Source organism: Terriglobia bacterium (genome assembly GCA_020072785.1).
Classification (GTDB): domain Bacteria; phylum Acidobacteriota; class Terriglobia; order Acidiferrales; family UBA7541; genus Acidiferrum.
In genome coordinates, this window is sequence record JAIQGG010000002.1 from 1,297,411 (window position 1) to 1,318,261 (window position 20,851).

General features: G+C 63.8%; 19 protein-coding genes and 1 pseudogene. 16 read left to right on the forward strand and 4 right to left on the reverse strand.

All coding sequences use genetic code 11. From position 1 onward, the window contains the following. The first annotated feature begins 28 nt into the window (after window positions 1-28). The 8 genes from LAN61_08880 (at window position 29) to LAN61_08915 (ending at window position 9,018) form a co-directional block, all read left to right on the forward strand. The gene (locus tag LAN61_08880) at window positions 29-670 is read left to right on the forward strand and encodes a class IV adenylate cyclase (protein MBZ5540617.1); all 642 of its coding nucleotides are present in this window, start codon (window positions 29-31) and stop codon (window positions 668-670) included. A 458-nt stretch (window positions 671-1,128) separates the two neighbouring features. Further along, complete coding sequence (locus tag LAN61_08885) at window positions 1,129-2,367, forward strand: CBS domain-containing protein (GenBank protein MBZ5540618.1); 1,239 nt, start codon at window positions 1,129-1,131, stop codon at window positions 2,365-2,367. Window positions 2,368-2,425: 58 nt separating this feature from the next. After that, complete coding sequence (locus LAN61_08890) at window positions 2,426-3,745, forward strand: divalent metal cation transporter (GenBank protein ID MBZ5540619.1); 1,320 nt, start codon at window positions 2,426-2,428, stop codon at window positions 3,743-3,745. A gap of 39 nt (window positions 3,746-3,784) precedes the next feature. Continuing rightward, a complete protein-coding gene (locus LAN61_08895) occupies window positions 3,785-4,747 on the forward strand; it encodes an isoprenyl transferase (GenBank protein MBZ5540620.1) in 963 nt (320 codons plus the stop codon). 104 nt (window positions 4,748-4,851) lie between these two features. After that, window positions 4,852-5,727: a phosphatidate cytidylyltransferase gene (locus tag LAN61_08900; GenBank protein ID MBZ5540621.1), complete on the forward strand. Its 876-nt coding sequence runs from the start codon at window positions 4,852-4,854 to the stop codon at window positions 5,725-5,727. A gap of 134 nt (window positions 5,728-5,861) precedes the next feature. Further along, on the forward strand, window positions 5,862-7,046 hold the full coding sequence (locus LAN61_08905; protein ID MBZ5540622.1) for a 1-deoxy-D-xylulose-5-phosphate reductoisomerase: 1,185 nt from the start codon (window positions 5,862-5,864) through the stop codon (window positions 7,044-7,046). A gap of 60 nt (window positions 7,047-7,106) precedes the next feature. Continuing rightward, the gene (rseP, locus tag LAN61_08910) at window positions 7,107-8,441 is read left to right on the forward strand and encodes an RIP metalloprotease RseP (protein ID MBZ5540623.1); all 1,335 of its coding nucleotides are present in this window, start codon (window positions 7,107-7,109) and stop codon (window positions 8,439-8,441) included. A gap of 85 nt (window positions 8,442-8,526) precedes the next feature. Further along, the gene (locus LAN61_08915; protein MBZ5540624.1) at window positions 8,527-9,018 is read left to right on the forward strand and encodes a transcriptional repressor; all 492 of its coding nucleotides are present in this window, start codon (window positions 8,527-8,529) and stop codon (window positions 9,016-9,018) included. A 78-nt stretch (window positions 9,019-9,096) separates the two neighbouring features. Here the strand turns inward: LAN61_08915 and LAN61_08920 are convergent, their stop codons facing one another. The 3 genes from LAN61_08920 to LAN61_08930 all read right to left on the reverse strand — a co-directional run bounded on the left by LAN61_08920 (window position 9,097) and on the right by LAN61_08930 (window position 11,430). Next, window positions 9,097-10,095, reverse strand: coding sequence for a bifunctional riboflavin kinase/FAD synthetase (locus LAN61_08920; protein ID MBZ5540625.1), 999 nt, complete (start codon window positions 10,093-10,095; stop codon window positions 9,097-9,099). After that, complete coding sequence (locus LAN61_08925) at window positions 10,092-10,886, reverse strand: MBL fold metallo-hydrolase (GenBank protein ID MBZ5540626.1); 795 nt, start codon at window positions 10,884-10,886, stop codon at window positions 10,092-10,094. Before LAN61_08925 ends, LAN61_08920 begins: the two co-directional genes overlap by 4 nt. A 67-nt stretch (window positions 10,887-10,953) precedes the next feature. Beyond that, window positions 10,954-11,430 carry a DUF1844 domain-containing protein gene (locus tag LAN61_08930; protein ID MBZ5540627.1) on the reverse strand — a complete coding sequence of 159 codons (477 nt, stop codon included), beginning with the start codon at window positions 11,428-11,430 and terminating at the stop codon, window positions 10,954-10,956. Window positions 11,431-11,583: 153 nt separating this feature from the next. Here LAN61_08930 and mazG point away from each other — a divergent pair, with 153 nt between their 5' ends. The 6 genes and pseudogenes from mazG (at window position 11,584) to LAN61_08960 (ending at window position 16,572) form a co-directional block, all read left to right on the forward strand. Then, window positions 11,584-12,579, forward strand: a complete 996-nt coding sequence (gene mazG, locus LAN61_08935) for a nucleoside triphosphate pyrophosphohydrolase (protein ID MBZ5540628.1) — start codon at window positions 11,584-11,586, stop codon at window positions 12,577-12,579. Further along, window positions 12,576-13,316 carry an acetyltransferase gene (locus tag LAN61_08940; protein ID MBZ5540629.1) on the forward strand — a complete coding sequence of 247 codons (741 nt, stop codon included), beginning with the start codon at window positions 12,576-12,578 and terminating at the stop codon, window positions 13,314-13,316. Before mazG ends, LAN61_08940 begins: the two co-directional genes overlap by 4 nt. A gap of 41 nt (window positions 13,317-13,357) precedes the next feature. Next, window positions 13,358-14,464, forward strand: a complete 1,107-nt coding sequence (gene menC / locus LAN61_08945; GenBank protein MBZ5540630.1) for an o-succinylbenzoate synthase — start codon at window positions 13,358-13,360, stop codon at window positions 14,462-14,464. 4 nt (window positions 14,465-14,468) lie between these two features. After that, window positions 14,469-15,449, forward strand: a complete 981-nt coding sequence (locus LAN61_08950) for a DMT family transporter (GenBank protein MBZ5540631.1) — start codon at window positions 14,469-14,471, stop codon at window positions 15,447-15,449. Window positions 15,450-15,855: 406 nt separating this feature from the next. Next, complete coding sequence (locus LAN61_08955) at window positions 15,856-16,161, forward strand: hypothetical protein (protein ID MBZ5540632.1); 306 nt, start codon at window positions 15,856-15,858, stop codon at window positions 16,159-16,161. 123 nt (window positions 16,162-16,284) lie between these two features. Further along, window positions 16,285-16,572: pseudogene (locus tag LAN61_08960) on the forward strand (deiodinase). A 115-nt stretch (window positions 16,573-16,687) separates the two neighbouring features. On the opposite strand, the gene bfr reads toward LAN61_08960, so the two are convergent. Further along, a complete protein-coding gene (gene bfr / locus LAN61_08965; GenBank protein ID MBZ5540633.1) occupies window positions 16,688-17,164 on the reverse strand; it encodes a bacterioferritin in 477 nt (158 codons plus the stop codon). Between the two features lie 328 nt (window positions 17,165-17,492). On the opposite strand from bfr, the gene LAN61_08970 reads away from it, so the two are divergent. Both LAN61_08970 and LAN61_08975 read left to right on the forward strand, forming a co-directional pair. Further along, the gene (locus tag LAN61_08970; GenBank protein MBZ5540634.1) at window positions 17,493-19,475 is read left to right on the forward strand and encodes a PAS domain S-box protein; all 1,983 of its coding nucleotides are present in this window, start codon (window positions 17,493-17,495) and stop codon (window positions 19,473-19,475) included. Between the two features lie 656 nt (window positions 19,476-20,131). Then, window positions 20,132-20,740 carry an ankyrin repeat domain-containing protein gene (locus LAN61_08975; GenBank protein ID MBZ5540635.1) on the forward strand — a complete coding sequence of 203 codons (609 nt, stop codon included), beginning with the start codon at window positions 20,132-20,134 and terminating at the stop codon, window positions 20,738-20,740. The last annotated feature ends 111 nt before the right edge of the window (window positions 20,741-20,851 follow it).

Sequence of the window (20,851 nt, forward strand, 5' to 3'; positions counted from 1 at the left end):
GACATTGCCCGCCGCGCACAAGCGAACCATGGCTCGCGAAACCGAAATCAAGCTGCGCATTCCTGACCGCAAGATCTTCCTGCGTGCCCTGCGCAAACTCGGCGCTCGTGCCGCACGAGGCAGCGCCCCCGTCCGCGTCCACGAATTCAACGTCATCTTCGACACTCCCGACGGCGGCCTCGCCAAACACGGCCAACTCCTGCGCATTCGCACCGAAACTCCGCAGCAGGGAAGCCGTAAAAGGCGCGGCGCGCCGGCTGCCCGCGTCATCTTCACCTTCAAGAGCCCCGTCGCCGCCGTGATGGACGCCGCGGGCTCGCATAAGGTCCGCGAAGAGACGGAAGTCGAAGTGGTTAGCGCGGAGCTGCTCACCAGGATTCTGGAGGGCCTCGGCCTGCGCGGCTGGTTCCGCTACGAGAAATACCGCACCACCTATCTCCTGCCGGCAGCCCAGCGCTGGGCCCGCGGCCTCCTGATCGAGCTGGACGAGACCCCCATCGGCACCTTTGTCGAACTCGAGGGGCCTGCCGCGGCCATCGACCGCGCCGCCGCGCTCCTGGGCTATTCCCGCCGCGACTACGTCCTCACCAACTATCTGCAGCTCTACCTCGCCGATTGCCGCCGCCGGGGCCAGCCTCCGCGCGACATGCTCTTTGCTAAAACGCCATAACCCCCTAAAAAAGTGCACTTTCCAGTCACTCTAGTCTTGACTTTGTTGCGCACGCAGCTTATTTCTAGAAGTGTTGACCGCTTCGCGGTCACTCATACAGAGGTGGATATTGCACAATGAGCGCACCCAGCGAATACGACCCTGCCCCTAGTAGCTTCCTTGCGGAGCGCTGCATAGTAAGGGTTCGCATGCTCAGGCCGATGGTGATTGTGGAAGGACGGCGCAAGGCCTGCCAGCTGGTCGTTCGAGGAGGGGTCGCCCGCGGCCAGAGGTAAGTTCCAGCAGCATAAGGACTTGCCCGCGCCGCCCTGCTGCGGTTCGCGGGCTTTTTGTTTTTCGCGCCACCGGGCGCCGCGCCAGAGACCGCCTCGGCTTCGCGGTCGCAGAATATGTTGACCGCTCTGCCGTCGCAGAGATTGTTGACCGCTTTGCGGTCACTTTGATTGAGGACTCGTTTCATGCTGCACGCTACCGAACTCATGGGCGCGGAAACCTACGACACGCATGGCAACTTCGTTGGCCGCGTGCGCGAGCTGTTTATTGAGCCCGCCGAGGCTCCCAACCGCGTTGCCTATTTTCTTCTTTCGCGGGGCCGCTTTCAGCCCCTCGTCGCCCGCCACAATCAGGTGGCCTCCATCTCTCCTGGCAACCTGCGTCTCAACTGCAGCGAGCGCGCCCTGGAGCTCTACGAACCCAACGAGGCCTGGCTCGCCGTTCGCAAGGACCTGCTCGACCAGCAGATCATCGACACCAGCGGCCGCAAAGTCGTCCGCGTTAACGATGTGGACCTGGCTGAGCAGCGCGTCAACGGCAACGTCGAGCTCCGCCTCCTGCAGGTGGACGTGGGCCTGCCGGGCGCTGTCCGCCGCCTGCTCCAGGGCATCGCCTCGCCCGCTCTCATTCGCAAGCTCCAGAACAAGCTGCCCACCCGCGTCATTCTCTGGGAATTTGTCAATCTCATCGAGCCCGACCCCCTGCGCCGCGTCAAGCTGCGCATCACTCACGAAAAACTCGAGGATATCCATCCCGCCGACCTCGCCGACATCATGGAAGACCTGTCCGCCTCCGAGCGCCAGTCCATCATTTCCTCCCTCGATGAGGAGACTGCCGCCGGCGTCCTCGCCGAGCTCGATGCCCGCCTCACCACTCAAATCGTCGAAAAGCTCGACCCCGAGAAAGCCGCCGACATTCTTGAAGAGATGGCTCCCGACGCTGCTGCCGACGTTCTCGCCGACCTGTCCCAGGAAACCTCCGACGAGCTCCTGGAAGAGATGCCCGGCCAGGAAGCCGCGGAAGTGCGCGAGCTTTTGCAGTTCGACCCTGCCACCGCCGGCGGCATGATGAACCCGGAATTTGCCTTCGTCGGCGAAAGCGCCACGCGCGACGAAGTCCTCGCCTGGATGCGCGGCCAGGACCTCAACCTGGACCAATTGGATACCGTCGTGCTCATTGACGGCACCGCGCAGTTTTCCGGCATCGTACCCGTGGCGCGCCTGCTCCTCGCCGCATCTGGCCAGTCCATGAAAGATCTCCGGCCGGAGCCGCTTGTCAGTGTGAAGCCCGACGCCGAGGAAAAAGAAGTTTTCGAGCTGTTCGACAAGTACAACCTGCGCATGCTCACGGTGGTCGATGAAAACAATCTGCCCATCGGCACCATCACCGTGGACGACGTGGTCTCGCGGCTCGTCCGTGCGTAGCGGCAGTTTCATGGATAGGCGACTTTTTTAGGAAGGCCGGGGCCGGATGATGGATTGGATGCAGCTTACTTCTCGGGTGCAGGCCTGGCGCGACCGCGGCGGAGAGCTGCGCAAGCGCGGCCGCAGCTGGCGCCGCCGCCTGGCCCTCTACCTGGCCGTCCTGGGACCCGGTCTGATCACCTCCAACGTGGACAACGATGCCGGCGGCATCTCCACCTACTCCCTCGCCGGCGCCCACTACGGCTACGCTCTGCTCTGGTCGCTCATTCCTATGGCCATCGCCCTCTACGTCACCGAGGAGATGTGCGCGCGCATGGCGGTGGTCACCGGCAAGGGCCTTTCCGACCTGATCCGCGAGGAGTTCGGCTTCCGCTCCACCTTCTTCATGATGGCTGGCGGCTTTTTCGTCGATCTTTTCAACGTTGTCGCCGAATTTGCCGGCGTGGCCGCGGCCATGCAGATCTTCGGTGTCAGCAAATATGTTTCCGTGCCCATCGCCGCCCTGCTCGTCTGGGTTCTCGTTGTCCGCGGCACTTACAAGCAGGTGGAAAAAATCTTTCTCATCGCCTGTACCTTCTACTTGACCTATTTCTTTTCCGCCGTTCTCGCCAAGCCCCAGTGGCTGGTGGCCGCCAAGTACGTGGCCGTTCCCAGCATCCAGTTCGATTCCGGCTACTTGCTCACGCTCACCGCGCTGGTCGGCACCACCATCGCCCCCTGGCAGTTCTTTTATCTCCAGGCCGGCTTCGTCGAAAAGCGCATCGGCCCCCGCCAGTACAAGCAGGCCCGCGCTGACGTCATCGCCGGCAGTATCACCTGCATGGTCATCGTTTTCTTCATCATCGTGTGCACCGCCGCCACCCTGTACGCTTCCGGCAACCGCAACATTACCGACGCCGCGGACGCCGCGAAGGCCCTTGTGCCCCTCGCCGGACGCTGGGCCAGCTATCTCTTTGCCTTTGGCCTGCTCAACGCCTCGCTCTTCGCCGCTTCCATCCTCCCCCTCTCCACCGCCCACGTGGTCTGCGAAGGCCTGGGCTTCGAAGCCGGCATTGATCACAAGTTTAAGGATGCCCCCATCTTCTACTGGCTCTACACCGTGCTCATCGTCGTGGGCGCGGGCTTCATCCTCCTCCCGCGGGCCCCGCTCTTTAAGATCCTCATCTTTTCGCAAGTCGGCAATGGCATCTGGCTGCCCATTGTCCTGGTCTTCATGCTCCTGCTCATCAACCGCAAGGACCTGCTGGGCGAACATACGAACAAATTCGGCGATAATCTGGTGGCCTGGACCACGGCCATCGCCATGATCATCCTTACCTTCGTCCTCCTCTACGCCACGATCTTTCATCACACAACCCTCGGAGTCGCACCTACGTAACTCCGCGCGCACAGCAGGATTGCGCCCGCGCGGAGCGGTATGTTAACTTTGCCGCATAAAGTTGCAGTGCGGCTGCTGTCCGGTCACACTTATGCTGACCGCTTCGCGGTCCCGCTAGAGAGGATTGCTGAGGAAGACCGGTCCCGTCGACCCGTGCCACACACCAAACGCCATCGCACCTTGCAGGTCGCTGCCTCCGAGCTTCTCGGCACCGTTTCCGCCGAGGAAGCGCGCCTGCTCGCCGCGCTCGATCTCCAGCGCCTGCCCCGCCACGTCGCCATTATCATGGATGGCAACGGCCGCTGGGCCCAGCGCCGCCATTTCCCCCGCATCGCCGGTCACCGCGCCGGCGTGCAATCCGCGCGCATGGCCATCGAAACCTGCGCCCGCCTCAAACTCGAGGCCCTCACCCTCTACGCTTTCTCCGTCGAAAACTGGCGCCGCCCCAAATCCGAAATCGATTTCCTCATGCAGCTCCTCCGCGAATATCTCCGCACCGAGCTGCCCCTCATTCACAAGAACAATATCCGCTTCCGCGTCCTCGGCCGCATTGACGAGCTGCCCGCCAGCGTTCAGAGCGAGGTCCGCGAAGCCGTCGAGGTCACCGCGCGCAACACCGGCATGATTCTGGCCCTGGCCCTCAACTACGGCGGCCGCGGCGAAATCGTCGACGCCGTCAATTCGCTCCTCGCCGAACAGCGCGCCGCCCGGGCCCCCGAGCAGGTGCAGGAATCTCAACTCGCCCGCCATCTCTACACCGCCGGCATGCCCGAGCCCGATCTCCTCATCCGCACCAGCGGCGAAATGCGCGTCAGCAACTTCCTCCTCTGGCAGATCGCCTATGCCGAAATCTACTTCACGGAAACCCTGTGGCCCGATTTCAGTCGCCCCTGCCTCATCGAAGCCCTCCTCGAGTTTCAAAAGCGCGAGCGCCGCTACGGCGCCCTTCGCGAGAGCGAACAGCCGCCCTCCGCCGCTCCCGTCCGCGCCTCCGCCCGCTGACCGCCGCTCCTCTGGATTGTTCCGCCTCCTCCGGCGTAAACTCCTCCCGTGCTTTCTTCCTTCGATTCACTAACGCGCAAACCCGCGCAGGGGATTTTTGCCACATGACCTGGAAACGCTTCCTCACTGCCGCCGTCCTCATCCCCCTGGTCGTGGCCCTCGTCCTGCGCGGCTCCACCGCCGCCGTCACTCTGGCCATCGCCCTGGTCATCCTCCTGGCCCTCTTCGAATATTTCGCCCTCGGCGAGGCCATCGGCCACCGCGCCTACCGCTTCTGGACCGCCACCTGTGCCCTCGTCCTCCTCTACCTGCAGTGGCTCGCCGCCGTCACCCCGTCCTACGAACTTGCCGGCGGCCTCACCCTGCAGCGCACCCTCGGCCGCTTCTTCTTCGGCTTGCTCGCCGTCCACGATGGCTTTTTCCTCTTCGTCGCCGGCGTCGCCGTTATCACTCTTTTCACCCGCCGTCCCCTCGTCGAAGGCCTGCCCGCCGCCGGCATCAGCGCCAGCGCCCTGCTTCTCGTCGCCTTTCCCCTCAGCTTCACCGTGCGCTTGCAGACCCTTCCCTCCGTCGGCCCCTGGCTGCTGCTCTTCGCCCTGGTTATCACCTGGGTGGGCGATACCGCCGCCTATTTCGTCGGCCGCGCCATCGGCCGCCATGCCCTGGCTCCGCACCTCAGCCCCAAGAAAACCTGGGAAGGCGCCGTGGCCAGCATCGCCGGTTCGCTCCTCGTAGCCCTGGTCTTCACCCGCTGGATCAACATCGCACCCGTGCACCTTTACGCCATGGCCGCGGTTGGCAATGTCGCCGGACAAACCGGGGATCTCCTGGAATCCGCCTATAAGCGCAGCGCCGGGGTGAAGGACTCCGGCTCGCTCCTCCCCGGCCACGGCGGCATCCTCGACCGCATCGACGCGCTCATCCTGGCCATCCCCGTTGTCTGGTATTATTGGAGATTGTTCATTTCCCCCGGAAAGTAAGGCCCGGAAGCTTTGGAGTTTTCCGAGAACGGTGCCAGCCTGACCGGATCGCAGATTCCGGCCGAGCCGGAAAGGATTTTCTTTTCGATTTGGTCCATGACTAGACCGCTGTTCTTGGCAAAGAAGACCACCCTGTGAAACAGCTCGCCATTCTCGGCTCCACAGGCTCCATCGGCCGGCAATGCCTCGCCGTCGTCGAGGCCCTGCCCGAGCGCTTCCGCGTTGCCGCGCTGGCTGCGGGCTCCAACCTTGAAGAACTCCTTGCTCAGATCCAGCGCCACGCCCCCGATCTCGTTTCCGTCGGCGATGCCGCCCGCGCCGCCCAGCTCACTGGCCTCCTCCGCGAGAAGGGCCTCCGCGCGCCGGAAATTCACTACGGCCGTGAAGGCATGCGCGCTGTAGGCACTCATCCCCAGGCCGATATCGTCGTTTCCGCCGCCGTTGGCGTCGTCGGCCTCGAGGCCACCTACGAAGCTGTGCGCCTTGGCAAGCAGGTCGCCCTTTCCAACAAGGAAGTCCTCGTCGCCGCCGGCGAACTGGTCATGGCCGCGGCCCACAAAGCCGGCCGCGAACTCCTGCCCGTGGATAGCGAGCACAACGCCATTCACCAGTGCCTCCGCGGCGGCACGCCCAAGGAGGTCCGCCGCCTCGTCCTCACCGCCTCCGGCGGCCCCTTCCGCAAAACGCCCCTGAAAAATCTCGCCTCCGTCACTCCCGAACAGGCCCTCGCCCATCCCAACTGGAAGATGGGCGACCGCATCACCATCGATTCCGCCACCATGGTCAACAAGGGTTTCGAAATCATCGAGGCGCGCTGGCTTTTCGGCATGCGCCCCGATCAGATCGACGTCGTCATTCATCCCCAGTCCACCGTGCACTCCCTTGTCGAATTCGTTGATGGTTCAGTTCTCGCACAGCTCGGCCCAACGGACATGCGCATGCCCATCCAATATGCGCTAACCTATCCAGAGCGTGTGGCATCCAATCAAGTGGAGTTGGACTGGGCGCGTCTGCGGCGCCTGGATTTCGAGCCGGCTTCCACTCGGCGCTTTCCCTGCCTGCGTCTGGCCCGGGAAGCGATGCGCAAGGGCGGCGCTTTACCCTGCGCTTTGAACGCCGCGGATGAGATCGCCGTGGCGGCGTTTTTGGAAAGGCGGCTGCCGTTCCTGGGCATTCCCGAGTTGATCGAGCGGGTACTCAGCCGCACCCCGCGCACACGATTTGCTACGATGGCTGATGTGCTGGCCGCGGACGCGGAAGCGCGCCGCATGGCCCGCGAAGAAGTGGAGCGTTTGACGGCGGCCTCCGCGGCGCCATAGACCCCCGTTGCCGGTGGACGGAAACGGGCGAAGACTAACGGAGAAGGGAAGCAAGACCCGATGCAAGTTCTGCTTGGCGTAGTTCTGGTTCTCGGCATCATGATCCTGGTGCACGAGTGGGGACATTTCGTGATGGCTCGCCTCTTCGGCGTGCGCGTCGACGTCTTCTCCATTGGCTTCGGCCCGCGCATCTGGGGCTGGAAGCGCGGCGACACCGATTACCGCATCAGCGCTCTGCCCCTGGGCGGCTATGTGCGCATGGCCGGCCAGGATCTCAGCGAAGTGGACGCCGGCGAGCAAGCTCCCACCGGCGCTTCCGACGAGCTCATGAGCAAGCCGCGCTGGCAGCGCGCCCTCATCTCCTTCGGCGGCCCGCTGGTCAATCTCGTTCTCCCGGTCATTTTGTTGGGCGTTTTTTTCATCGGCGTGGGTGTGCCCTATCCGGCTTTTCTGGATCGCCCCGTGCAGGTGACCGCTCTGCCTCCCGCCGCTGCGGGTGCCGCTGCCGGTCCCTTCCAGGTCGGTGATCGCGTCCTCTCCCTCGATGGCACGCAGAATCCCACTTGGGAGAAGGCTCTGGATCTTGTCGCCCAGGCCGCGCCCGGCAGCACCCTGCAGATCGAAGTCGAAAACAGCGGCGCGCGCCGCTCCGTCTCCGTTCCCGTGAAAGACGCGGGCCAGCTCCAGCGCCTTTTTGGCTACCCCCCGGTCATTCCCGTCGTGGACGAAGTCCTCTCCGGCAGCCCGGCCTACCGCGCCGGCATGCGGCCCGGGGATCAGGTTCTGGCCATCAACGGCCGCCCCGTGGAGACCTGGGCGCAGTTCGTGGACAGCGTCCGCCATTCCGACGGTCAGAAGCTGGCGCTGCGCATCGCCCGCAACGGCCAGGAAGTGCGCCTCGACGTGACTCCCTATCAAGGCACCAGCGAGCGCGGCGAACCCGTCTGGCAGGTGGGCATCCAGCCGCGCGAAGAAATCGCCTACCGCCGCGTCGGTTTCATCGGCGGCAGCAAATACGCCGTCATGACCACCGCCGCCGGCATTGATCAGCTTCTCGGCGTCGTCGGCAAGCTCTTCTCCGGCCGCGTCTCCGTCAAGCAGTTGCAGGGCGTTGTCGGCATCGCCCGCGAGTCCGGGCAGGCTGTCCGCAAGGGGCCTTCCTCGGTCCTGCAGCTCATGGCCTTCATCAGCCTCAATCTCGGCGTCCTGAATCTGCTCCCCATCCCCATTCTCGATGGCGGGCACATTCTCCTGTTGGCCGTCGAGGGTCTGCGCCGCCGCGACCTCAGCCTGGCTTTCAAGGAGCGTTTTGTTCAGGTGGGTTTCGTCTTCCTTTTGCTGCTCTTCGTCATCGTGATGTATAACGATGTCATGCGGATTCTGCCCGTCCGCTGAATTAGGATTTGCAGCACCCGGAGCACAGGCGGAACTTGGCCCGACTCGGTCGGGCGCCTGTGCTCTGTACTTGGAGTAGAGCCTCATGGCCACGTCCCCGCACAGGGCTTCCACCGGGGAGCGCATCAACGCTCCGGACGCCAGCGGAAAACTCGAGAAGGCCCTGGAGTCCCGCGGCATCCGCCTGACCCGCCAGCGCCGCGTCATCCTTCAGGTCATGGACAACGCCGAGCGCCACCTCGACGCCGGCAGCATCCTCGACCGCGCCCAGAAGATTGATCCCGGCGTCCATCGCGTCACCGTTTACCGCACCCTCGACCTGCTCAAGAAGCACGGCCTGATCGACGAACTGGACCTCCTGCACCTCCGCGGCGACCAGCACTACTACGAATCCCACGGCCCCCGCGATCACATCCACGTCGCCTGCCTCCGCTGCGGCAAGGTTCGCGAGTTCGAATCCCGCCTCTATGAGCAGCTCAAGCAGCAGATCGAGCGCGACTTCCACATGAAGGTCACCGTCTCCCGCACCGAAGTCGGTGGCTACTGCGCCGAATGCCTCAAGCACGTCGGCCTATAACGCCCAGGCCTCCTCTTGCTCTTTTGGTTTTGATTTTCCCGGCCAATGCCCACCGGGTAGAAATGTTGGAAGGCCGCCTTACGATCGGTTCGCTGGCCGCGATCCCGCCGGCCGCCGCAGCGCCCGGAATCGCCGCAGCCGCGCAAAAAACCGCCCCGCATGCGCGATGTCCCGCGCAATCTGCGCCCGCAGCTCGTCCGCCCCGCTGAATTTCTTTTCCCCGCGTAGCCGCTTCCAGAAGCGGATTTTCAGCCGCTCCGGATGCACATCTCCGGACACTCCCAGCAGGTGCGTCTCCACGCTCAGCGCCGCACCGTTAAACGTCGGCCGGTTGCCGATGTTGGTCACCGAGTCGTAGCTCACATCCCCAATCTTCGTCTGCGTAATGTACACGCCGTCGCGCGGCAACAATTCCTGTTCCGCCACAAGATTCAGCGTCGGGAAGGTAAACTTTCTTCCCGTCCCCGTCCCCGGCACCACCGGCCCGGTCAGCACAAACGGCCGCCCCAGCAGCCGCGCCGCATGGCTCACGTTTCCGGCCGCAATCTCCCGCCGGATCACCGTGCTCGAGACGATCTCTCCCCGGAACTCCACCGGCGGCACAATCGTCACTTCGAAGCCCAGCCGCATCCCCAGCTCGCGCAGCAGCCGCACGTTACCCGCCTGCCGGTGCCCAAAGCAGAAATTGTCCCCCACCAGCACCGCGCGCAAGCTCAACCCTCGCAACAGAATTTCTTCCACAAACGTTTCCGGCCCCACCTGCGCCAGCTCCATCGTAAACGGCAGGACCACCACCGCTTCCAGCCCCCCGGCGGCGAACCACGTCAGCCGCTGCTCGTTGGTCGAAAGTCGCAAGGGCGCTTTCTCCGGCCGCAGAATCTTCAGCGGCGGCGGTTCGAACGTCAGCACCGTGGCCACGTCGCCGGTCTCCCGCGCGCGCGCCACCACCCCGCGCAGGATCGCCTGGTGCCCCAGGTGGATACCGTCGAAATTCCCGATGGCCAGAATGCTGCCACGCCCCACGGCCCCGTAGCGCGCGGCCCACTCCGCCGCCGAGGAAAATACCGTCAGGTTCATGCCGTCTGCACCTCGAAGCTCAGCCCGTCGTAGGCCAGTTGTACGTGCGGGAAACCCATCTTGCGCAGGCGCTCGTTGGTTTCATCATGCGCCAGGTCGTGCGCGATATGCGTAAACCACGCCCGCCGCGGCTCGAGGGCCCGCACCAGCGCTAGCGCCTGCTCCACCGTCTGGTGCATGGGATGCGGAACGTCGCGCAGCGCGTCCAGGATCAGATCGTCCAGCCCGCTCAGCAGCCGCATGGACTCCGCCGGCAGCTCGCTGAAATCGGTGAGGTACGCGGCCCCGCCGAAGCGGTAGCCCAGCACCTCCATCCCTCCGTGCCGCACCGGCACCGGCGTGATCGCCATCCCCAGCAGTTTGAACGGCCCCTCCACCACGCGCAGCGACACCTGCGGCACCGTGCTCAGCGTCGGCCCGTCATCGAAAACATAGGCAAACGTCCGCCGGATCACCGTGAACGTCTCTTCTGACCCGTACACCGGCATCGCTTCCTTCTGCCGGATGTTGAACGGCCGGATGTCGTCGAACCCCAGGATGTGGTCGGCGTGCCCGTGGGTCAGCAGGATGGCGTCCAGCCGTTGCAGGTTCACGCGCAGCGCCTGCTGCCGGAAGTCCGGCGTGGTGTCCACCACCACGTTCTGTTCCCCGCGCGAGAGCAGCACCGACGGCCGCAGCCGGTTGTCTCGCGGGTCCGCGGACCGGCACACCCGGCACGCGCACCCCAGCGATGGCACCCCCATCGAGGTGCCCGAGCCGAGTACCGTGAGCCGTAGAGGAGTCGCCTTCATTGCGGATTTACGCTTGTGCATGGAGGGCACGTCGCGCCTTACGCCAACGCCGCACCGCGCGCGGGCATCAACCGCGCGTTTTCGCCCGTGGCTGGGTGGCTTGCGCCGTGGCCTGCGAGATCTCCAGATAGGTCATCTTCAGTTTGCCCAGCAGGTCCGCCAGCAGGTTTTCCTCGTCTGGCGCCAGGTTGCCCTGTGTCTTCTCGTGCAGCGCGTCCAGCATATCGATCAGTTCCCGCGCCGCGTCCGGATCGATCATCGGCTGCCCGGTGCGCGGGTCGGCATACGCCCCCAGCACCATGGCCGCGTTGCTCCCCAGCATGCGCACCAGGTTTTCGAATGCCGCCGAGCGCCGCGGCGCTTCTTTCGGCGGCGCTGCGGGTTTACCCGCATCGCTCGCCGCGGGCGCTGGCGGCGGAGCCTGCGCCGCCTTGGCCGCTTCGCGCTCCTCCTGCTCCACGATCTCCTTGCGGATCTCGCCTTCCGCCGTGAACGGCCGCCGGTCTATGACACGAAATGTCTCTTCAGGTTTTTGGTCAGGCAAGAAATATCCCTCACTGTTGATAACCGTACTAAGTTTAGCATCGGGTCTCCTGTTTGGGTAGCCACGCCGGTCCCCTGCAGCCTTGCCACCCGCTTGTCAAACTCGCGCCGGCACCGTAAAGTGGAACACTTGTTTCACATTTCCGGATCGCGCATGCGCCCCCGTCACTCCAAATCTGCCAAGCGGAAACGCCCCCGGCGCCCCGGCAAGACTGCCCGTGCCGCAGGACGCTCCGCCAAGCTGGCCAAGCCAGTAAAGGCTGCCAGGCGGGTCCCGTCGCTCAGCCCTGGCGCCTGGTTCGAAAAGCTGGTCGCCCTGCAAGCTCGCCTGCGCGCCCCCGGCGGCTGCCCCTGGGACATCGAGCAGACCCACGCCACCCTGCGTACCTACCTCCTCGAGGAGGCCTACGAAGTCCTCGATGCCCTGGAGAGCGGCGACGACGCCAAGTTTGCCGAGGAGATGGGCGACCTTCTCCTCCAGATCGTCTTTCATTCGCAAATCGCCAGCGAGGAAGGCCGCTTCACCGTTGCCGACGTCATCCGCGAGGTTCACGACAAGATGGTCCGCCGCCACCCCCACGTCTTCGGGGAAGCGCAGGCCCGCAACGCCGGCGAAGTCCTCCGGAACTGGGAACGCCTCAAAGCCGAAGAGCGCAAAGCCAAGCGCGCCGCAGCCGGCTTCAGCGGCCCCGAGGAAGAGCACGGCGCCGGGTCGCCCTCCTTACTCGACGGCGTCCCCAGGACCGCCCCGGCCACGCTCGAAGCCTTTCAACTCACCCGCCGCGCCGCCCGCATCGGCTTCGACTGGGACGACCCCGCCGGCATCCTCGACAAGTGGCGCGAGGAATCCGCCGAGCTCCTGCACGCCCTGCAGGCCAAAGACACCGCCCATATCGAGGAAGAGGTCGGCGACATGCTCTTCGTCGCCGTCAACCTGGCCCGCTTCCTCCACGTGGACCCGGAGATCGCCTTGAAAAAGGCCAACCGCAAATTTTCCACCCGCTTCCGCGCCATGGAAAAGCTCGCTGCGGAGCAGGGAAGGGCTCTGGCCGGCGTTCCCCGCGCGGAGCTCGAGCGCCTTTGGGATACCGCCAAGCACTCCGAGGGCGAACCCGCTCACGCGCAGAAAGGCGGGCCGGGCAAACCATGAGCGCAGAAATCCTCATCCGGGGCTGCGACGCCCTCGCGGAGATCGATCGCTGTGTCGAGTTGCAGCGCGAGATCTGGGGCGAGGCGGACCTGGAAATCACACCCAGTTCCGTCTTCGTCGTCGCCGCTCACGTCGGCGGCCAGGTCCTCGGCGCTTTCGACGGCCCGCGCATGATTGGCTTCACCCTGGCTCTGCCCGGCGTCCGCGAGCGCCAGCCCTTCCTGCACTCGCACATGACCGGCGTCCTCGGCGCTTATCGCGACCGCGGTGTCGGCCGCCAGCTCAAGCTTTTTCAGCGTGACGAAGCCCTCGCTCGCGGTATCCGCCTCATCGAATGGACCTTCGATCCCCTCGAGCTGCGCAACGCGCACTTCAATCTCAACCGCCTCGGCGCCATCGCCCGCACCTATCTCCCCAATCTCTACGGCGTCACCTCCAGCCCCCTGCACCGCGGCCTGCCCACCGACCGCCTGCTCGCCGAATGGCATCTCGATTCCCCGCGGGTCATCGCCATCCTCTCGGGAAAAGTTCCCGAGCCGCTGGACGCCCCGGCAGTGATCTCTTTTCCCTCCGAATTGGACGAATGGAAACGCAGCAATCCCGAGGAAGTTGCGCGCGTGCAGGCCCGCACCCGCCGGGAGTTCCAGGACTGGTTCGCGCGCGGCTATGCCGCCATCGCCACGCGCACTACCCCTGCCGGTTCCGCCTATCTGCTCGCGCCGTGGAGCGATTTTTAACCGATGGCTGCTGCCCATAACGAAAGGACACAGACGAAACAATGAAACTCCGCGCGATCACTCTCCGCGAACTCCCCATGAAGCTGGTCGCCCCATTCCAAACCAGCATGGGCGTCAACGACGTCCGCCGCATCATGCTTCTCGAAGCCGACGTCGACGGCGTCACCGGCTGGGGCGAATGCGTTGCCGGCGAAAACCCCTTCTACAGCCCGGAAACCGTGGAGACCGCCTGGCACATCCTCCGCGATCATCTCTGGCCGCTCCTCAAGGGCCGGGAGTTCGCCTCCGCCTCTGAGGTCTGGGATCTGCTCGCCCGGGCCCGCGGCAACAACATGGCCAAAGGCGCAGTCGAAGCCGCCATCTGGGACGCCGAAGCCAAAAGCAAGGGCCTGCCTCTGGCCAAACTCCTCGGCGGCACCCGCGGCGAAATCGCCTGCGGCGTCTCCATCGGCATCAAGCCCACCGGCGACGAGCTCGTCGCCGCCGTTCGCAAAGAGCTCGCCGCCGGCTACCAGCGCATTAAAATCAAGATCCAGCCCGGCTGGGACCTCGCCCCCGTCCAGCGCCTCCGCCAGGAGTTTCCCAAGATCCGCCTCATGGTCGACGCCAACTCCGCCTATCGCCTTTCCGACTTACCCCTCCTCCAGCAGCTCGAAGGCTTCTACCTCATGATGATCGAGCAGCCCCTCGGCTGGGACGACCTCTACAGCCACGTCGAGCTCCAGAAAAAACTGCAGACCCCCATCTGCCTCGACGAGTGCATTCACACCGAAGAGCAGGCCCGCGCTGCGCTCGCCCTTGGCGCCTGCAAAATCATCAACATCAAGCTCGGCCGCGTCGGCGGCTTCACCCCCGCCAAGCGCATCCACGACCTCTGCCAGCAGCACGGCATTCCCGTCTGGTGCGGCGGCATGCTCGAATCCGGCATCGGCCGTGCTCACAATATCGCCCTCTCCACGCTTCCCAATTTCTCCCTCCCCGGCGACGTCACCGCCAGCCGCCGCTACTGGCACGAGGACATCATCGAGCCCGAAGTCATCGTCTCGCCGCAGGGCACCATCCGCGTGCCCACCGCCCCGGGCATCGGCTTCGCGCCGCGTCGCGACCTCATCGAAAAACTCACCGTGCGCATGGAGAGGCTGACCTAGTCCCGTGAACGCCTCCTCGGCCCCTTCGTTCTCTGCGCCTCCCGCTCCGGGACGCCTCTTCATCGTCTCTTCCGTCGCCCTGATCGTCGCCATCTGGGCCGTCAACTTCATCGCTGCCAAGATCGGCCTGCGGCATCTCTCCCCGCTGACCATGGGCTCTTTCCGCGTCGTCCTCGCCGGTCTGGCCATGCTCCCGACGTACTTCGTCTGCCTCCGCCTGCCTGTCTTCGCCGAAGCCGCCGCCGCCCAGCGCCGCGGCTTTTCCGCCCGTGATTACGCGATCTTCGCCTACCTCGGTTTCTTCGGCGTGGTCATCAACCAGATGTGCTTCACGGCCGGCCTGCACTACACCTCCGTCACCCACTCTGCGGTTATCGTCGGCATGGGCCCCCTCTACATCCTCGTTCTCGCCGTCCTCCTCCGCCTCGAGCGCTGGACTTGGCGCAAAGCCGGCGGCATGGCCCTGGCCTTCGCCGGCGTCACCCTCATGGCCGGGAAGAGCGGCATGTCCGCCCACTCGCCGACCCTCCACGGCGACTTCATCACCCTCTGCGGTTCCGTCGGCTTCGCCATCTACGTGGTCCTCGGCAAGCGCGTCGCCCGCCGCTACGACGCTCTCACCATGACCGCCTACAACCACTTCGCCGGCGCCCTCTGCGTTCTCCCTCTGGCTCTCTACGAAGCCCGCCGCATCGGCCCCGCCTCCGCTTGGCGGGCCATCCCCTGGCAGACCTGGGCCGCCACCCTCTATATGGCCCTCTTCGCTTCCGCCATGGCCTATCTCTTCTACTACTGGCTCCTGCGCTTCATGCCCGCCTCCCAGGTCAGCGCCTTCACCTATCTCCTCCCCGTCTCCGCCACCATCCTCGGCATCCTCTGGCTCGGCGAGCAGGGCACTCTCGGCGAATTTCTCGGCGCCGCCGTCGTCCTTCTCGGCGTCTACACCGTCGAATCCGCCCGCGTCCCGGAAAGCTCGCCCCAATAGGTAGCGCTGTAGCCACCCTCTTCAGTGAGTGGGATTCTCTTTCTCAATTTCAGTCGTTACCCCCACCCAGGGACCCCGTTCACACCCCAAAAAGTGTTGGAATTGCCAAATCGGGAAGGTGGCAGTTTCGAGTTCTGATCGGGCGAGGCGCGCATATGCCTGGAGGCGGGCCGGAAAGTTTAGGGATGAATGCTTGCCGGTTTCAGGCCGCCGGCGGCCTGTGACCCGTTGGTGCCTCCAAATCCAATGTCATGGCCCGCCGCTGTGATGTAGACTCTCTCTTTGCAACGAGTTCAAAAACTCGGGCTGGTCAGGACAACTCGTGCAGTTGGCACTGAACTGTTCCTTCTGAGCGGCGGGCATTCCCGGGGACTGCGGGATTTCTTGGTCTGGGAAGCGGTGGATCGTGAGCAAACTACTGAAAATATTGGGCGTGGTAGTTGCGTTGTATGCGCTCCTATCCGGCCTGTTGTTTGCGGCGATGCTGCAATCGCCGGATGATTTTGCCCAGACGATGAAGTATGTGCCATGGCCGGCTTTTGTAGTTCTTCCTTTCAGCCCACTCTGGAACGTAGCGCGAAACGGCCATGTGCGCGTGGGCGATGTGGCCCCGGATTTTTCCCTCGAGAGTGCTGACCACAGGAGCCATTTCCAGTTGTCCTCTCTGCGCGGGCAGAAACCCGTCGTGCTCGTCTTTGGCAGCTACACTTGACCACCCTTCCGGCGGGAGGTTCCCGCCTTAGACAAGCTCTACGAACAGTACAAGGATCAGGTAGCCTTTTACGTCGTGTACATCCGGGAGGCGCACACGAGCGATGTCTGGCAGGACCCGGATAATCTGGACGACAAGGTTCTCTTCGTGAAGCCGAAGAGCTTCGAAGAGCGCAGTCAGGTCGGTCAAATCTGTGTGGTGAAACTCGGAATTAAGTTTCCCGCTGTGGTCGACACGTTCGATAACGCCACCGAGCGTGCCTACACAGGCTGGCCCGACAGGCTCTATGTGATTGACCGCGATGGCCGGGTTGCTTTCAAGTCAAAGCCCGGTCCATTCGGTTTCCATTCCAAAGGCGTCGCGGAAACCTTGCAGAGATTGACGCTCGCTGCCGCACCCGGCCCAGGCTAGAACGGGGTGGCGTTCGCTCTTAACGAACGCCACCCCGTCGCGCTACTCGCCTAGCAAGCGCACAAACGATCCGCCACCCACCCTGTAAACTCGGGTGTCGTCCTGCGCCGCCGGGCTATCCCTCTTCCTTGAGTTGCTGGGCCAGGTAGTTCTCCAGGCCCAGCTGCTCGATCAAGCCCAGCTCGGTCTCCAGGTGGTCGATGTGCCCTTCTTCGTCCTTCAGGATTTCTTTCAGGAAATCCGCGCTGGCGTTGTCGCCGGCCGTGCGGCATATCTCGATGGATTTGTTGTACGCGGAGACTGCGCCCTTCTCCAGCGCCAGGTCGTTTTCCAGTTGCTGCTTCACGCTCTTGCCGATGCTGATTTTGGCCAATTCATCCATCTTCGGCAGCCCCTCGAGGAACAGGATGCGCTCGACGAGTTTTTCGGCGTGCTTCATTTCGCCGATGGCCTGCTGTTTGGTCTGCTTGGAGATCCGCTCGTAGCCCCAGTTCTCGCACATTTCCGCGTGCAGGATGTACTGGTTGATGGCTCCGAGCTCCTCCTTGAGTCTCGCGGAGAGCTCCGCCAGCACTTCGGGTTTTCCTTTCATCTTGAGTTGCCTCCCTTCGCACGGATGGCCCAACTCACAAGACTTTCCCGCGGCTTATCGCGAGTGCCTTGATGCGGGCCGCAAGCACAGGATAGCACCACTGCAGTTCGCTCCGCGCCAGCCTCGCTGCAGCCCTCTGGTAAGGGCGCGCTTTGCTCGCCCCGGACAGGAGTCGGAGCCGCCCCATCTTCCTACTCCGCAATGAAGTGAAGAAGTGGTATCCTCTCGCCGTGGCCTCCCCCCCGGACGCTGTCCGAGCCACGCCGCCAGGAAGAAACGCGATGCAGCGCGCAAAGGATGCGCCAGCCAGCGGCATAGGATGTCCGGCATGAACGTTCCGCTGAACCTGGAGACCACCCCCGCCGGCAGGACCGTAGCACGCCTGGCGGCCGCCGCTGCCGTTTTCGCCAGCTTTCTCGCCCTTGTTGGCTGGGTGTTCGGCATCGCGGCATTCAGGAGCCTCAGACCAGGCCTGGTGGCGATGAATCCCTTGGGGGCCTTGGCCTTTCTCCTCGCCGGTGTGTCTTTATGGCTCCAGGCGCCGGAAGAGCCCGGTTGGAAGGCGCGGCGCGTTGGTCAGGTTCTGGCGTCGGCAGTTGCCCTGGTGGGTTTGCTCAAGCTGGCGGAAATTCTTTTCGGCTGGCACCTGGGCCTTGACCGCATCCTTTTTCGCGAAACACTGGATTCCACCGGCGCCGGTTATCCCAATCGGATTCCGCCCAATGCCGCCGCAAGTTTTTTCTTCATCGGAAGCGCGCTGCTGCTCCTGGATGTGAAGTTCCGCCGCCGCCGCCCAGCCCAGATTCTGGCGCTGGTGGCGGGCATGATTACGCTCCTGGCCGTGGTTGGCTATGCCTATGGTGTCCGGTCGTTCTACGGCCTCGCCTCGTTCATGCCGCTGCCCCTCAACGCGGCGATGGCCTTCCTCGCCTTATGCGTCGGAATTCTTTTTGCCCGCCCGGACGCCGGCCTGGCGCCGCTGTTTTCGAGCCGCACGGCTGGCGGAATCGTGGCCCGCCGCTTGTTGCCCATTGCCATTGCGCTTCCGATCCTGCTGGGATGGTTGCGGCTGATCGGGCAGCGCTCCGGCCTCTACGGTACCGAGTTCGGGACTGCGCTCTCGGTTGTGACTTACATCGTCGTCTTCGGCACTGTCGTCTACCGCAACGCTCGCTTGCTCCATCAGACCGACCTCGGCCGGGCGCAGGCGGAGGGAGCCCTGCAAGCATCGGAACGCCGCTTCGCGGGGATTTTGGACATTGCCGAAGACGCCGTTATTTCCGCGGATGACTCCCAGCGCATTCGCTTGTTCAATAAAGGAGCGGAAAAGGTCTTCGGATATGCCGCCCCGGAAGTGCTGGGCCAGCCGCTGGACCTGCTCCTCCCGGAGCGCTTTGTTCCGGGGCATCGCCGGCATGTCCGCAACTTTGCGGGCACGCCCGAAAGAGCCCGGCGCATGGCCGAGCGCACGGAGGTTTTCGGGCGTCGCAAAGACGGCGGCGAATTTCCCGCGGAAGCCTCCATCTCCAAGCTCGTCCAGGACGGGCAGACCACCTTTACCGTCATGTTGCGCGACGTTTCCGCCCGCAAGCAGGCGGAGCAGGAAATTATCCAGCGCAGCGTGCAACTCGAAGCCTCCAACCGGGAGCTGGAAGCGTTTTGCTATTCCGTGTCCCACGATCTCCGCACGCCGCTCCGCGGCATCGACGGTTTCAGCCAGGCTTTGCTGGAGGAGTACGCGGACCGGCTCGACAGCCAGGGGAAGGACTATCTGCGGCGCGTCCGGGCGGCAACCCAGCGCATGGGTACGCTGATCGACGACCTCCTGAATCTCTCCCGGGTGACGCGCAGCGAGATTCGCCGCGAAGCTGTTGATTTGAGCGCTTTGGCGCACGTCATCGCCGCGGACCTGCAAAATCTCCAGCCGGAACGCCCGGTGGAGTTTACCATTGCCCCGCAGCTGCTGGCGCAGGGAGACCCTCGCCTCTTGCGCCTGGTGTTGGAAAACTTGCTCGCCAATGCCTGGAAGTTCACCTCCCGGCATCCGCGTGCCCGCATCGAGTTCGGAACCGCCGCGCACAACGGCAGTACCGCTTACTTTGTGCGCGATGATGGCGCCGGCTTCGATGCCGCGCACGCGGGCCAGTTGTTTGGCGCTTTCCAGCGCCTGCATGCGATGACCGAGTTTCCGGGGACCGGCGTGGGCCTGGCCACCGTGCAGCGGATCATTCAGCGGCACGGTGGAAAAGTGTGGGCCGAAGGAGTAGTGGAACAAGGCGCCACGTTCTATTTCACTCTAGGCGCGGACTGACCGCCAGGGAAGTAGGGAAAGCAAAATCATTCTGATAGTGAAGGCCAATCCGGACCACGTGCCGCGCCGTTCCCGTGCTCCCCCATGATTTGCGGAAGTGGCATCCGTGCGCCGTGCGTCGCTACGCTCCGGGCTACTAGCCCCGGCGCGTGTTGTGTAGCCGCCTTCTTCAGAGGGCGGGATTCTCTTCCGATCCCGTAGGGGCACGGCACGCACGCCCCGGGCAGCAGCCGGGGCCGTGCCCGTCTTGATCCCCCTGCGCCCTTATCGACGCCCACCCCGTCTCACTACTCCGCGATGAAGTGCAGAAGTGCTATCCTCTCGCTGTGGCCACGCCCCGGACAGCGGTCGGGCAGTCCGGGCCACGCGAAAGGAATAACCACGGAGTCATGCAAAGAACAGCCGGGAAGCCAGGGCGAAGAAGAAAATGGATTGCAGCCGCTCTCTCGCCTTTGTTATTGGTCTGGTTGTTCTTGGGGCAGTTCGCGTCGCAGGGGGGTATCGTTTTCGATTGGGACGCCACAGTTGGATTTCGTAGCATTGACGCGTGTCCGTACGCATCCGGTCTGCTAAGAGTTATTACGGCTCCTTACTGTCTTCTCATCGAGGTACAGGCCAGGCCCCTCGTCGAGAGGGAATTCCGGAAGGCTGGATGGGTGGAGGCTAAAGGCTACCTCTTCGAGAACAAGATCCCTTTTCTGCCGGTTGTTACCGGCCTTAATCGAGCCACTGATTGGCGTATCGTCGATCCCAAAGTAACTCCCTTGATGGATGCCGCGAAAAGCGGTGATATTGCGCGCGTGAAGCAACTTCTTGCTGGTGGGGCCGACGTCAATGCCCGCGATCAGCGCGGTTACACCGCACTCATGCACGCTAGCATGGGCCTTCACGACCGTGCCGATGTGGTTAGAATACTCCTCTCTGCCGGGGCAGATCTGAATGCCAGAGATAAGTCTGGGCAGAGCGCTTTGGCATGGGCGATGTGGAACGGAATCCAAATCGGAATTGTGAAGGAACTGGTATCCGCCGGAGCGGACGTCAACGTAAGAGACAATCTGGGAAATCCAGTTCTATTAGATGCGGTTTCGAGTGGCGCAGATGAAGTCGCCGCCGGGGAAGCTGTCGAGCTCTTAATCGCGGCTGGAGCGGATCTGGGAGCTAAGGACTCGCAAGGAGAAACAGCGTTGTCGCTCGCCATGCGAATAAACCGCTTTCAAATCGCTCAAACACTCAAGCAGGCGGGTAGCGCAGACGTAAAGCCCTAAGACGGATTTGGGTGGCTCTCGATAAGAGTGGAGCCGACATTCGCGCGCTTTTCCACAGCCCATTCGAATACCACTCAGTAATCACTTGAAATAACGTAACCCATCTGCTAT

Bases quoted from the DNA above. Each gene is read 5' to 3' on its own strand.
- LAN61_08880 (MBZ5540617.1), top strand. From the start codon at position 29: ATGGCTCGCGAAACCGAAATCAAGCTGCGCATTCCTGACCGCAAGATC.
- LAN61_08885 (MBZ5540618.1), top strand. From the start codon at position 1,129: ATGCTGCACGCTACCGAACTCATGGGCGCGGAAACCTACGACACGCAT.
- LAN61_08890 (MBZ5540619.1), top strand. From the start codon at position 2,426: ATGCAGCTTACTTCTCGGGTGCAGGCCTGGCGCGACCGCGGCGGAGAG.
- LAN61_08895 (MBZ5540620.1), top strand. From the start codon at position 3,785: ATGTTAACTTTGCCGCATAAAGTTGCAGTGCGGCTGCTGTCCGGTCAC.
- LAN61_08900 (MBZ5540621.1), top strand. From the start codon at position 4,852: ATGACCTGGAAACGCTTCCTCACTGCCGCCGTCCTCATCCCCCTGGTC.
- rseP (MBZ5540623.1), top strand. From the start codon at position 7,107: ATGCAAGTTCTGCTTGGCGTAGTTCTGGTTCTCGGCATCATGATCCTG.
- LAN61_08915 (MBZ5540624.1), top strand. From the start codon at position 8,527: ATGGCCACGTCCCCGCACAGGGCTTCCACCGGGGAGCGCATCAACGCT.
- LAN61_08920 (MBZ5540625.1), bottom strand. From the start codon at position 10,095: ATGAACCTGACGGTATTTTCCTCGGCGGCGGAGTGGGCCGCGCGCTAC.
- LAN61_08925 (MBZ5540626.1), bottom strand. From the start codon at position 10,886: ATGAAGGCGACTCCTCTACGGCTCACGGTACTCGGCTCGGGCACCTCG.
- mazG (MBZ5540628.1), top strand. From the start codon at position 11,584: ATGCGCCCCCGTCACTCCAAATCTGCCAAGCGGAAACGCCCCCGGCGC.
- LAN61_08940 (MBZ5540629.1), top strand. From the start codon at position 12,576: ATGAGCGCAGAAATCCTCATCCGGGGCTGCGACGCCCTCGCGGAGATC.
- menC (MBZ5540630.1), top strand. From the start codon at position 13,358: ATGAAACTCCGCGCGATCACTCTCCGCGAACTCCCCATGAAGCTGGTC.
- bfr (MBZ5540633.1), bottom strand. From the start codon at position 17,164: ATGAAAGGAAAACCCGAAGTGCTGGCGGAGCTCTCCGCGAGACTCAAG.
- LAN61_08970 (MBZ5540634.1), top strand. From the start codon at position 17,493: ATGAACGTTCCGCTGAACCTGGAGACCACCCCCGCCGGCAGGACCGTA.